The organism is Micromonospora musae (assembly GCF_003626635.1).
GTDB classification, from domain to species: domain Bacteria; phylum Actinomycetota; class Actinomycetes; order Mycobacteriales; family Micromonosporaceae; genus Micromonospora; species Micromonospora musae.
On sequence record NZ_RAZT01000013.1, the window covers coordinates 94,467 to 106,948 of the forward strand.

Annotated in this window: 12 protein-coding genes; 5 read left to right on the plus strand and 7 right to left on the minus strand. The window is 74.2% G+C overall.

Annotation, left to right across the window (positions count from 1 at the left end):
* Positions 1-17: 17 nt before the first annotated feature.
* From D7044_RS24455 to D7044_RS24485, 7 genes are all read right to left on the minus strand, one after another.
* Positions 18-755, minus strand: coding sequence for a nucleotidyltransferase domain-containing protein (locus tag D7044_RS24455; RefSeq protein ID WP_233563117.1), 738 nt, complete (start codon positions 753-755; stop codon positions 18-20).
* A gap of 211 nt (positions 756-966) precedes the next feature.
* On the minus strand, positions 967-1,461 hold the full coding sequence (locus D7044_RS24460; protein WP_120690325.1) for a nitroreductase family deazaflavin-dependent oxidoreductase: 495 nt from the start codon (positions 1,459-1,461) through the stop codon (positions 967-969).
* Between the two features lie 86 nt (positions 1,462-1,547).
* Positions 1,548-4,355, minus strand: coding sequence for an ABC transporter permease (locus D7044_RS24465; RefSeq protein ID WP_233565114.1), 2,808 nt, complete (start codon positions 4,353-4,355; stop codon positions 1,548-1,550).
* The gene (locus tag D7044_RS24470; protein ID WP_120677167.1) at positions 4,352-5,086 is read right to left on the minus strand and encodes an ABC transporter ATP-binding protein; all 735 of its coding nucleotides are present in this window, start codon (positions 5,084-5,086) and stop codon (positions 4,352-4,354) included. Before D7044_RS24470 ends, D7044_RS24465 begins: the two co-directional genes overlap by 4 nt.
* Positions 5,083-5,682 (minus strand): PadR family transcriptional regulator, encoded by a 600-nt coding sequence (locus tag D7044_RS24475; RefSeq protein ID WP_120677166.1) that lies wholly within the window; start codon positions 5,680-5,682, stop codon positions 5,083-5,085. Before D7044_RS24475 ends, D7044_RS24470 begins: the two co-directional genes overlap by 4 nt.
* A gap of 66 nt (positions 5,683-5,748) precedes the next feature.
* The gene (locus tag D7044_RS24480) at positions 5,749-6,198 is read right to left on the minus strand and encodes a ferritin-like domain-containing protein (RefSeq protein WP_120677164.1); all 450 of its coding nucleotides are present in this window, start codon (positions 6,196-6,198) and stop codon (positions 5,749-5,751) included.
* Positions 6,195-6,698 (minus strand): hypothetical protein, encoded by a 504-nt coding sequence (locus D7044_RS24485; RefSeq protein ID WP_233563115.1) that lies wholly within the window; start codon positions 6,696-6,698, stop codon positions 6,195-6,197. Before D7044_RS24485 ends, D7044_RS24480 begins: the two co-directional genes overlap by 4 nt.
* Positions 6,699-6,871: 173 nt before the next feature.
* Here D7044_RS24485 and rimP point away from each other — a divergent pair, with 173 nt between their 5' ends.
* The 5 genes from rimP (at position 6,872) to D7044_RS24510 (ending at position 12,426) form a co-directional block, all read left to right on the plus strand.
* Entirely contained in the window at positions 6,872-7,543 is a 672-nt protein-coding gene (gene rimP / locus D7044_RS24490; protein WP_120677162.1) for a ribosome maturation factor RimP, read from the plus strand.
* Positions 7,540-8,583 (plus strand): transcription termination factor NusA, encoded by a 1,044-nt coding sequence (gene nusA, locus D7044_RS24495; protein ID WP_120690326.1) that lies wholly within the window; start codon positions 7,540-7,542, stop codon positions 8,581-8,583. Before rimP ends, nusA begins: the two co-directional genes overlap by 4 nt.
* Positions 8,584-8,598: 15 nt before the next feature.
* Positions 8,599-8,931, plus strand: coding sequence for a YlxR family protein (locus D7044_RS24500; protein WP_120677158.1), 333 nt, complete (start codon positions 8,599-8,601; stop codon positions 8,929-8,931).
* 93 nt (positions 8,932-9,024) lie between these two features.
* On the plus strand, positions 9,025-12,042 hold the full coding sequence (gene infB, locus D7044_RS24505; RefSeq protein ID WP_120677156.1) for a translation initiation factor IF-2: 3,018 nt from the start codon (positions 9,025-9,027) through the stop codon (positions 12,040-12,042).
* Between the two features lie 90 nt (positions 12,043-12,132).
* Complete coding sequence (locus D7044_RS24510) at positions 12,133-12,426, plus strand: DUF503 domain-containing protein (RefSeq protein ID WP_120677154.1); 294 nt, start codon at positions 12,133-12,135, stop codon at positions 12,424-12,426.
* Positions 12,427-12,482: the final 56 nt, after the last annotated feature.

Below are 12,482 nucleotides of genomic sequence, written 5' to 3' on the forward strand. Positions count from 1 at the left end.
CCGTCCGCCCGGCCCCCTCACGGGGTGAGGAGATCCTCGACGGTGCCGTCGACGGGTTGACCGCGGGCGGCCAGCTCCTCGGAGTGCCGGGCCAGCACCGTGCCCACCTCGGTCATGTCCGCACCGGCCAGGCCGGTACGCCGGACCGCGTCGCCCGGGTCACGGAAGTACGTGCGGGCCAGCAGGCCGTTGACCGTGGCCGCCGCCAGCCGGGCCTCGCCGAGCATGAGCAGCGCCTGGTCCGTCTCGTACCACTCGGCGAGCTTGGCGGCCCGGGCGTGCGCCGCGTAGCCCCGGTACCAGGCCTGTCGGGCGGCGGCGCTGAACTCGGCGGGCCGGGCCCGGGCCAACCGACCGAGGTGCTCGTCGCGCAGCGTGCGCAGCCAGCCGGTCGGGTCGTGCAGCGGCCGGGTGGTGACGTACCGGTCGGCGGTCAGCGGCCACAGTGAGTTGATCACGCGGGCCTGACCGAGGTAGTCCTCGGCGCCCGCCACCGTCAGGTCGACGAGCACCCCGTCGACTCGACGGGTGCAGGGGGCCGGTCCGGCACCCGGGCGGTAGGTCACCACCAGCATCCCGACCTCGCCGTCCCCGCCGCCGTCGTCGTCACCGTGGGCCAGCGGGCCGTGTACCGCGACGGCGAGCACGTCGGCGGGGAACCGGCGGAGCGCGGCCTGCGCCACCCGCTCGGCGACCGTCCACCGGGGATCGGTCAGGTGCGAATCGGCCTCGCTGTTGGCATTCAAGCCCGCCACTCCCGCGACGATCGTGGACGCGCGCGCCGCGTCCGCTGCCGGTCAGGACGTCGATGCGCGGCCCGCGCCGCTCGCCCCGACCTCGGGTGCCGCCGGCCGGCCACACCCGTCCGCCCCGCTGCGCATCACAGTAGTGCGGTCTCCGGCGATGTTCGGCGGGCCGCGCCGCCCGGACGTCGCCGCGTCGCCGCCGACGTCACCGCGCACCGCGCTAGCCGCGGCCGCCGAGCGACGCGTCCCGCCCGACCGGAACCAGCCGGAAGACGCGGATCTCCCGGCCGCTGGCCCGCCGCTCGTACGTCCGGTACGCGGGCCACTCGGTGACCAGCAGCCGCCAGAGACGGTCGCGTTCGGCGCCCTCGGCCGGTTCGGCACGCACAAGGATCCGGCGGCCCTTCACGGCCACCTCCGCCGCCGGATCGGCGAGCAGGTTCATCGACCAGCCGGGCTGGTGCGTCTGGCCCCAGTTCGAGCCGATCACCACGTACGCGTCGTCGTCCGGCACGTAGAGCAGGGGATTGCTGCGGGGCTTGCCGGAGCGTCGGCCGGTGGTGGTCAGGATCAGCGACGGAACGAGGCCGAGCGCCACCACCCGACCCCGGGTGAGTCGACCGACGGCCCGGTCGGCGGGGACCAGGAGACGCGCGACCGCGCCGAACCAGCGATGGTGGCCGACGCGGCGGGTGATGGTTCCGAGCACGGACACGCGCACAGTCTGCCGCCTGTCACGTCACGGCGACACCCCTCTGCGCGCCGGGGCTCGCGAGGCCCGGCGCGCGGCGGCGCGCGGGTTCAGTCGAGACGCCGCTCGATCGGCAGTCGCGACCGGGTGAGCAGCCCCGCGCCGAGCATCGCCACCACTGGCACCACCACCAGCACGCCGAGCGTCGCCCAGGGCACGACGAGGGGGTACGGATTCATGACCGGCCAGCTCTCCGCGTACTGCCGGTTGATGGAGGTCAGGATGATGACGGCGGTGCCGAGGCCGGCCCCGATGCCGAGCACCGAACCGAGACCGGCGATGACCCCGGCCTGGCAGAGCGCGAGCAGCCGACGTACCCGTGGACTGGCCCCGACCGCGGCGAGGGTGGAGAGGTCACCGCGGCCCTCCGCGGCGGCGAGCCCGGTGGCGATCCCGGCCGCGCCCACGGTGATCACCCCGGCCGCCGCGGCGAGCAGGAGCAGCAGCCGCGCGTCGTTCGAGGGGGTCTGGCCCTGGTCCAGATCCAGCACGAACTCGCCGTACGGTCGTAGCGCGTCAGCGAGCCGCTGCTGCTGCTCCTCGTCCGGTGCGGCGGGCACCGTGATCGCCCAGGACTGGGTGAACGAGGTCAGCCCGAGCCGGGTGGCCGCCGTGGGGGAGAGCAGCAGCCGGGGGGAGCCGACCGCGTCGGGCAGCGCGTACCCGGTCAGCACGCTCACGGTGCGGTCCGTGGTCTCGGCGCCCGCTCTCTCGGCGCTCCGGTCCACCGCGACCGCCACCGAGCCCTCGTGCAGATAGCGCGGATCGGTCACCACCGCGCCACCGGCCCGTAGTACGGCGGTGGCCGCCGCCGTCTGTGCGGGCGACGCGCCGGTGAGGACGGGTAGCCCGGTGCCGTCGTCCACCAGGATCTGAAGGTAGGGGCTGTAGAAGTCGGGGGACGGAAATTGACAGCGGGGGTCGGCGCGGGCGAGACGGCGTTGCTCCACGGTCATCCGGTCGTTCGGCCGCCACGGGCAGACCTGTTCCGGCGGGAGAACCGCGTCGACGGAGCAGGCGCCGGCGGGCTCGCGCCCCGGATCGCACTCGGCGAAGCTCAGCGGCGCGACGGCGCCCGCGCGGAGGTGGGTGCCGGCCGCCGAGACGACCGCGGCCAGCGGTATTGGTTCGGCGTGCTGCTCGGTCGAGTAGAGCTGCGCGGTTCCGGCCGGCAGCGTGGGCCGACTGTTGTGGACGTTGCGGACCGAGTCACTGGTCAGGTAGGTGCCGAGCGCGACGCTCGCGGCGACGGCGGCCATCACGGCGGAGATGGCGGGCGCCGCGGACGCCCGGTTGCGGCTCGCGTCGCGCAGGGCGATCCGCGGCGCCAACGGCAGCAGCCGACCGAGCCGGGCCAGCAGCCCGATCAGGGTGGGGGTGCAGAAGACCAGGCCGAGCTCGCCGAGGATCAGACCGACGAGGATCAGCGACGGGACGCTGCGGGCGGCGCCGAACGCGGCGATCAGCGCGCCGCCGGCCGTCAGGGCCAGGCCGAGCGCCAACCACCGGCCGCGGTTGCGGGGCGGGGTGCGCCGGCCGGCCAACCCGGCCACCACGTCCTGCCGGGCGGCCGTCCAGGCGGGCGCCAGCGCGGCGAGCACCCCGGCCAGCACCGCGACCCCGCCGATCGCCACCAGCGCCGCCGGCCAGCAGCGGTATCCGCCGAAGCGGGCGGAGAAGACGTACTCCTCGACGAGGGGGCGGGCGGCGAACGCCGTGACGACGCCGAGCAGCAGGCCGGCCGCGGCGCCGAGGAGACCCAGCACCACCCCGTCGGCCAATACCACCCTGCGCAGCTGCGCGGCGTCCCCGCCGGCCACCGCGACCAGGGCGAGGTCGCGCCGCCGCCGACGTACCCCGACCGCGAAGGCGGGCCCGACGAGCAGCACCACCTCCAGCAGACCGAGCCCGCTGACCAGTACGCCGCTGCCCAGCTCGTCCAGGTTGGTGGCGCCGGCGTCGGGCCACCCCCGCAGGGCCGTGTGCTCCTGGGCCGCGGTGCGTCTGATCACCACCACGCCGTGCTCGTTGAGCCGGCGGACCAGGTCGGCGTCCATCGTCGCCGGCAGGTCGACCAGCCAGCTCGTCTCCGCCGTCGCGCGCTCGGCGCGCGGGTCCGCGGCCGGGTGCAGGGCGACGAGTGGACCCAGGTCGTCCGGGAACTCGACCACCCCGACGATCCGGTACGTGTTCTTGCCGTCGGTGGCGGTGGCCGTGTCGCCCAGTCGGGCACCCAGCTCGCGCAGCGCGACCGGGCTCGCCGCCAGCTCGCCGGCGGCGACCGGGGCCCGGCCCTGCCGCAGCCGGAACGTGCCGTGGGTGAGCGGATCGGTGAGGTCGAGTACCCGGCCGTTGAAGCTGGCGGCCTTGCGGTGGCCGGCCACCCGCAGGGCGAGCGGCACCCAGCCGCGGGTCTCCGTGGCCCGGCTCCCCGGCCCGAGCAGCTGGGTGATCTGACCGGTGGTGGGCGGTGGGCCCTCGCCCACGGGCCCGTGGTCCCGGGGCGACCAGTTCTCGCCTCGCTCGTCCTGGGTGACCGGTAAGTCGCCGACCCAGGTCAGCTTCGCGTCGGCGGCCCCGAGCAGGCGGTCGACACGTTCGGCGTGGGTCAGCTCCGACATGTCGTAGCTGACCGCGAGGAACGTCAACACCAGTACCGGCAGCGTGATCATTGCCAGCACCAGGGCGGTACGCCCGCGGGCCCGGCGGGCCTCCCGGCGGGCGATCCGCAGCGCCGCCCGCCACGAGGCGATCAGCTCGGCCGCGTGCCGCCGCCGGCCGAGAGCGGGCGGCGGTGGTTCGGGCGTGCGCGCCGGACGCGAGCCGGCCCGGAGGCGGCCGGCGGGTCGGAGCGTCACCGGCCGCTGCCACTCAACAGCTGCTCGACGCTGCCCAGCGGCGCCGTCGAGTCGACCAGCACCCCGTCACGGAGAAAGACCACCCGGTCCGCCCAGCCGGCGTGCCGCGCCTCGTGGGTGACGAGCAGCCCGCCCGCTCCGGCGTCCACACGGCGGCGCAGCAGGTGCAGCACCGCCTCGCCGGTCTGCGAGTCCAACGCGCCGGTGGGCTCGTCGGCGAGCACCAGCCGCCGTTCGCCGACCAGCGCCCGGGCGATCGCCACCCGCTGCTGCTGGCCCCCGGAGAGCTGGTCCGGGAAACGGTCGCCCAGCTCGGCGAGGTTCACCTCGGCGAGCGCGGCGAGGGCCAGCGCGCGGGCACGCCGTACGCCGGTGCCGTCGAGTTCGAGGGGGAGTGCCACGTTCTCCACCGCGGTCAGGCTGCCCAGCAGGTTCAGGTCCTGGAAGATGTAGCCGACCCGTCGGCGGCGCAGCCGGGCCAGCCCCCGCCGGTCGAGCGCGGCCAGCGGCTGCCCGTCGACGCGCACCTCACCGGCGGTGGGGCTGTCCAGACCGCCGGCGAGCGCCAGCAGGGTCGACTTGCCCGAGCCGGACGGGCCCATCACGGCGACCAGCTCGCCGGGCCGGACGGCCAGACTCACCCCGCGCAGGGCGTGCACGGCCGCGGGTCCGGCGCCGTGGGTGCGGTGGACGTCACGTACGTCGAGGATCGTGCCGTCCGCTCCGCTCACCGCCGCGCCTCCTCGTCGGCCGGTACCACCGCCTCGGCGGAGCCGTCCGCGGCGACCGGTGGTCGCCGCCCGGGAACGGTGGGCCGGTACCGCACGAGGCTGGTCTCGCAGTGGTCGAGCCAGCGCACCTCGGCCTCGGCCTGGAAGACCATCGCGTCCAGCACCAGCCGCCAGGGCAGCTCCTCCGGCTGGTCGCTGGCGTACTTCAACCGGGTCAACTCCTGCAGCGTCCGCATGGTCGCGGCGCGCTGGGTCTGCACCACCGACCGGACGTCGACCCCGGGGGTGGTGAGCGCCAGGGCCAGCTTGATGGAGAGCTCGTCACGGGGCCGGTCGGTGCGGCTCACCGGGGTGGCGAACCAGAGCGTGAGGTCGGCCCGGCCGGCGTCGGTGATCTCGTACGGGCGCTGCCCCGCCTCGCTCTCCGGCAGGGAACGCACCAGTCCGTCCCGCTCCAGACGGGCGAGCGTGGTGTACACCTGCCCGATGTTCAGCGGCCAGGTCGAGCCGGTCGACTCCTCGAACGCGGCGCGCAGCTGGTAGCCGTACATCTGGCCGCGTTCGAGCAGGGCGAGCAGCCCGTGACGGATGGACATGGCCCGGAGTATGCATACCTGGTATGCGACTCGCAACCGAAGGTGATCTGCGCCGCGCCGGCCGGTTCAGGTGGGGCGACCGGGAAACGGCACGGTCAGCGGGCTGATCTTCGCCGTTCGTCGCCAGCGGGTGGCCCGTACGGAGTAGTCGATCAGGGCGTCCAGCGCCTGGTCCCGGTCAGCGCCGGTGGTGGCGGCGAGCGCCGCCCGCCAGTGCGCCGCCGTGCGCTCCTCCACCTCGACGGCGAGCCGCAGCGCGCTCGCCCGGTCGGTGATCGGGAACGGCAGCGCGTACCCGGCCTGGCCCGGCGGGACGCTGGCGCCCGCCGTGGTGAGCTGCACGACCAGCGCGTCCCGGCGACGCCGGTGCGCGGCCTCGGCCTGCCGGGCGGCCGTACGCGCGCTGCCGGAGAGCCGCACGCCGATCGGCCCGTACGCGTAGATCGCCGCGTACTCGGCGGTGAGCGCCGCGGCGAGTGCCTCGGCGGAGGTCGGCGGTGCCGCGCGCTCGTTCACTTCAGTGCCTCCAGGTGGGTGGCGCGGGCGGCGGCGATCGATCCGACGAGCGCGGCCCGCGCCGCAGGCGCCGAGGCGCAGGCGGTGACGGCGGCGTCCCGCCCGACGCGTTCCCGCTGGCGCAGGTCGGTGAGGGCGGCGTCCGGGTCGGGGAGGGCGGCGCCGCCCGGCGTCGGCCCGGTCGACGGGAGGTCGACATCGAGCAGCCGGGCCAGCTCGGTGGCGTGCGCCTGGTGCGCGTCGGCGATCGGGGTGAGCCGCGCGGCCAGGTCGACGTGCGCCGCGGCGGCGTCGCGGTACGCGGTGGCGAGCGCCAGCGACTCGTCCAGCAGCGGTCGCAGCGGATCGGGGGGCGGCGGCGTCTCGTCGCGACCGAACGGGTCGCAGGCGGTCAGCGGTCCCGCCGCCGCACCGAGGGCCAGCAGCCCTCCGACGCGCAGTAGATGGCGCCGGGAATGCCGGGTTGCGTCGATACGCTGTGCTGTCGTGCCTCTGGCCACCGCACAAGTCAACACCATCCGTCGCGGTGCGTGGGTCATCGCCGTCGGTGCGCCGCTCGGCCGGGGGGTGGCCCGGCGCGTTACGCTCTGCGCAGCCACCGGGCGCGATCGCCCCGGTGGCGTGCCGGCATGGGGCGGGACAAGGGTCGCCGTCGAGTGGGAGAGAGTGCGAGATGACGCAGCGTGGCCGTGCGACCAGGCCGACTGGGCGGCCCCGCGGCGCGGAGCGCCCCCGCGGTGGCGACCTCGCCGCCCGGCGTGACCGGTTGCGGGCTGTGATCGAGCCGGTGGTCGTCGACGCGGGCTACGACCTCGAGGACCTCTCCGTCTCGCGGGCCGGCCGGCGGCACGTGGTCCGGGTGATCGTGGACGCCGACGGTGGGATCAACCTGGACGGCGTCGCGGACGTCTCCCGGGCGGTCTCCGCGGCGCTCGACGCCGCGGAGGAGACCGGTGGCGACATCGTCGCCGGCGAGTACCAGCTCGAGGTCAGCTCGCCGGGCGTGGACCGGCCGCTCACGCTGCCCCGGCACTGGCGGCGCAACGTCGGCCGGCTGGTCAAGGTGACCACCCGGGCCGCTGCGGCCCTGCCGGAGCAGCGCGCTGAGCAGCCCGCCGGTGACCGGCAGGTCACCGGCCGGATCGTCTCGGCCGACGACGAGCGCGTGGCGCTGGAGACCGACACCGGCCGCGCCGAGTGGGCCTACGCCCAGCTCGGCCCGGGGCGGGTGCAGGTCGAGTTCAACCGTCTCGACGAGATCGACGAGGCGGAGTTCGGTGAGGCCGGCGATGCCGGTGATTCAGACGAGATCGACGACGAAGATGTGGAGGACGAGGAGAGGTGAACATCGACCTCGCGGCGCTGCGCGCACTCGAGCGCGAGCGGGAGATCCCGTTCGACACGATCCTCGCGGCGATTGAGACCGCGCTGCTGACCGCGTACCGGCACACCGAAGGCGCCGAAACGCACGCACGAGTGGAGATCGACCGCAAGTCCGGCGCGGCCTCGGTGTACGCGCAGGAGTTGGACGACGAGGGCGCGGTGGTGCGGGAGTGGGACGACACTCCGCACGACTTCGGCCGCATCGCCGCCATGACCGCCAAGCAGGTGATCCTCCAGCGGCTGCGGGAGGCCACCGACGAGGCTCACTTCGGTGAGTACGTGGGCCGCGACGGCGACCTGGTCACCGGCGTGGTGCAGGCGCACGAGGCGCGGGCCGAGAAGGGCATCGTCAGCGTCGACCTGGGCAAGCTGGAGGGCGTGCTGCCGCAGTCCGAGCAGGTGCCCGGCGAGCGTTACGTGCACGGTGAGCGCCTTCGCTGCGTCGTGGTGCACGTCGCCAAGGGCGTCCGCGGACCGCAGATCACCCTGTCCCGTTCGCACCCGGCGCTGGTGAAGAAGCTCTTCGCGCTGGAGGTGCCGGAGATCGCCGACGGCACCGTGGAGATCGGCGCCATCGCGCGTGAGGCAGGTCACCGTACGAAGATCGCCGTACGCTCGACCGCCCCGGGCGTCAACGCCAAGGGCGCCTGCATCGGCCCGATGGGTCAGCGGGTCCGGGCCGTGATGAGCGAACTGCACGGCGAAAAGATCGACATCATCGACTGGTCGGACGACCCGGCCAACTTCGTCGGTAACGCGTTGTCGCCGGCCAAGGCGCTGCGGGTCGAGGTGGTCGACCTGGCCACCCGGACCGCCCGGGTGACCGTGCCGGACTTTCAGCTCTCCCTCGCGATCGGCCGGGAAGGGCAGAACGCCCGGTTGGCGGCCCGACTGACCGGTTGGCGCATCGACATCCGTTCAGATGCGGAGCAGGCCGCGCCGGCCGGCCGGAGCGGAGCTGATCACGTGCGGGAGCCGGGCAGCGCGATCTCCGGCAGCTAGGGGTAGACTTTCTCAGTGGCACGACGCGCGCAGCCGGAGCGCACCTGTGTGGGTTGCCGGCGGCGAGCGCCGGCCGGTGATCTACTGCGGGTGATAGCGGTCGGCGACGGGGCTGGTCACAGCCTCCGGCCCGATCCGAACCGCAGAATGCCGGGTCGGGGAGCGAACATGCACCCGGATCCGGCCTGCTTCGCGCTGGCAGTGCGGCGACGCGCCTTCGGGCGGGCGCTGCGCGTCACCGGGGTCCTTGACGACGGTGAGCTTGCGGAGCACATCGATGCGCCAACCACGACGTCCGGTCAACCCGACCGGGCGCGGGTCGCTAGCAGGGTAGGACGACCGACATGAGCACACGATGAAGTCGCAGAAATGACCAGGCTTCAAGTGCACGAGTGAGGTCGCTGCGGGTGCTGCCCGCACGACCTCGGAGTGAGGAGTGCAGTGGCAGGTAAGGCCCGCGTACACGAGCTTGCGAAAGAGCTCGGGGTCGAAAGCAAGACCGTTCTCGCCAAGCTCAAGGAGATGGGCGAGTTCGTGAAGTCAGCGTCCAGCACCGTCGAGGCGCCTGTCGCCCGACGGCTGCGGGGCGCATTCGTCGCGTCCGCCGGCGGTTCGTCGGCGCCGTCCGCTCCGGCGGCGGCCCCGAGCCCGGCGCCGACTCCGACCCCGACACCCTCGCCGACGCCGACCCCGGGTGCCCCTCGGGTCTCGGCCCGGCCCATGCCGCCCCGGCGTCCGGCCGCGGCGACCCCGGGACCGAAGCCCAAGGGCCCGGTCCCCGGCCCGCCGCAGCCGGCGGCTCCGGTCGCCAAGCCGGCGAGCGCGCACGACATCGAGGTGGCGGCCGCCGAGGCGCGCGCCGCCGCCCTCAAGGCTGAGCAGGAGGCCGCGGTCAAGGCCGCGCAGGCCGCCCGCCAGCAGCAGCGGGAGAACGTCCGCCGGGAGCCCCCGGCCGAGGGCGGTCCCCGTCCGGGTCCGCGTCCGGGTCCGAACGCGGCGCCGCCGCGTACGGGCGCCCCGGCCGCCGGTCGTCCCGGTGGCCCGACCCCGGGCCCCGGTCCCCGGCCGGGCGGTCGTCCGCCGGCGCGCGGCGCCGGTAACAACCCGTTCGGTATCCAGGGCGGCCAGCAGCAGCGGCCGCCGGCCGCCGGTGCCGGCGGTCCCCGGCCGAGCCCGGCCGGCATGCCGCCGCGGCCCAGCCCGGCCTCCATGCCGCCGCGGCCCAGCCCGGCTTCCATGCCGAGCCAGCGCCCCACCACGGGTCGCCCCGGTGGTCCCGGTGGCGGTCGTGGCGGCCCCGGTGGCGGCGCTGGCCGTCCCGGCGGCGGTGGCGGCTTCCGTGGCGGTCCCGGTGGTGGCGGCGGCGGTGGCGGTGGCTACCGCGGTGGCCCCGGTGGCGGCGGCGGTGGCGGTGGCTACCGCGGCGGTCCCGGTGGTGGCGGCGGCGGTGCTCCCGGCGGCGGTTTCCGTCCGGGTGCCCCGGCCGGTGGCGGCGGTCGTCCCGGTGGCGGCGGTCGTGGCCGTGGCGGTGGCGCCGCGGGTGCCTTCGGGCGTCCCGGTGGTCGGCCGACCCGTGGCCGCAAGTCCAAGAAGCAGCGCAGACAGGAGTTCGACAACCTGTCGGCCCCGACCATGAGCTCGGGTGCCCCCCGGGGTCAGGGTCAGGTCGTCCGGCTCTCCCGTGGCGCCTCGCTCTCGGACTTCGCCGACAGGATCAACGCCAACCCGGGTTCGCTGGTCCAGGAGATGTTCAACCTGGGCGAGATGGTCACCGCGACCCAGTCCTGCTCTGACGACACCCTGCTGCTGCTGGGTGAGCACCTCGGCTTCAACGTGCAGATCGTCAGCCCGGAGGACGAGGACCGCGAGCTGCTCGCGCAGTTCAACATCGACCTCGACGCCGAGGTTGCGGAGGACCGCCTGGTCAGCCGTGCGCCGGTGGTGACCGTCATGGGTCACGTCGACCACGGTAAGACCAAGCTGCTCGACGCGATCCGCAAGGCGAACGTGGTGGCCGGCGAGGCGGGTGGCATCACCCAGCACATCGGCGCCTACCAGGTCCACGTCCCGCACGAGGGCGAGGACCGGGCGGTGACCTTCATCGACACCCCGGGTCACGAGGCGTTCACCGCCATGCGTGCCCGTGGTGCCCAGGTCACCGACATCGTGGTGCTGGTGGTGGCGGCCGACGACGGCGTGATGCCGCAGACGATCGAGGCGCTCAACCACGCCAAGGCGGCCGACGTGCCGATCGTGGTGGCGGTCAACAAGGTCGACAAGCCGGAGGCGAACCCGGACAAGGTCCGCCAGCAGCTGACCGAGTACGGCCTGGTCGCCGAGGAGTACGGCGGCGACACCATGTTCGTCAACGTGGCAGCCAAGCCCGGTATCGGCATCGACGACCTGCTCGAGGCCGTCCTGCTGACCGCCGACGCGTCGCTGGAGCTGACCGCTCCGATCGACGGGCCGGCGCAGGGTGTGGCCATCGAGGCGCACCTGGACAAGGGCCGCGGTGCGGTGGCGACGGTGCTGGTGCAGAAGGGCACCCTGCGGGCGGGCGACTCGATCGTCGCCGGTGGGGCGCACGGCCGGGTCCGCGCGATGCTCGACGAGAACGGCAACGCGGTGGCCGAGGCGGGACCGGCCCGTCCGGTGCTGGTGCTCGGTCTGACCGCGGTGCCGGGGGCGGGCGACACGTTCCTGGCGGCCGAGGACGACCGCACGGTGCGGCAGATCGCCGAGCAGCGGCAGGCACGGCGGCGGGCGGCGTCCTTCGCCAACTCGCGCGGCCGGGCCACCCTCGAGACGCTCATGGAGCAGCTCAAGGAGGGCGAGAAGACCTCGCTCAACCTGGTGCTCAAGGGCGACGTCTCCGGTTCCGTGGAGGCCCTCGAGGACGCGCTGTTCAACCTCGACATCCCCGAGGAGGTCCAGCTCAGGATCATCCACCGGGGCGTCGGTGCGATCACCGAGAGCGACGTCATGCTCGCGAGCGCCTCGACCGAGGCGGTCACGATCATCGGCTTCAACGTCCGGGCCGCCAACAAGGTCCGGGAGATCGCCGACCGCGAGGGCGTGGAGATCCGGTACTACACCGTCATCTACCAGGCCATCGAGGAGATCGACGCGGCGCTCAAGGGGCTGCTCAAGCCGGAGTACGAGGAGGTCGAGCTCGGCACCGCGGAGATCCGCGACGTCTTCCGCTCGTCCAAGATCGGCAACATCGCCGGTTGTATCGTCCGCTCCGGACTCATCCGCCGCAACGCGAAGGCGCGTCTGCTGCGGGACGGGGCGGTCGTGGCGGAGAACCTCACGATCAACTCGCTGAAGCGGTTCAAGGACGACGCCACGGAGGTCCGGGAGGGCTTCGAGTGTGGTCTGACTCTGGGTGGGTTCAACAACCTCCAGGTCGGCGACATCATCGAGACCTTCGAGATGCGGGAGAAGCCGCGCGCCTGATCCCGTGTTGACACGCTGATCAAGGGGTTTACGCCGTCCGGCGTAAACCCCTTGATCATGTGGGGTGGGCTGCGGGTATCGTCCGGGGCGATGTTCACCGGAACCGTGGTCTTCGACCTGCTGCTGCCCGGCGACTCCCGGTCGCTGAAGGCGAAGAGATCGTACGTACGACCCATCGTCGCGGCGCTGCGTCGCTTCGAGGTCTCCGCCGCCGAGGTGGGGGCGCTCGACCTGCACGGTCGAGCCCAACTGGCGGTGGCCGTGGTGGCCGCCGAGGCGGCACACGTCCACGAGGTGCTCGACTCCTGCGAGCGTCTGGTCGCCAACCGTCCCGAGACCGAGCTGCTCTCGGTCCGTCGTCGGCTCTACGGCGAGGACGACTGACGGCTGTGAACGGCGTCGCCCCGCGGTGGGGCCGCCGCCGGCTCCGCGCGCCGGGT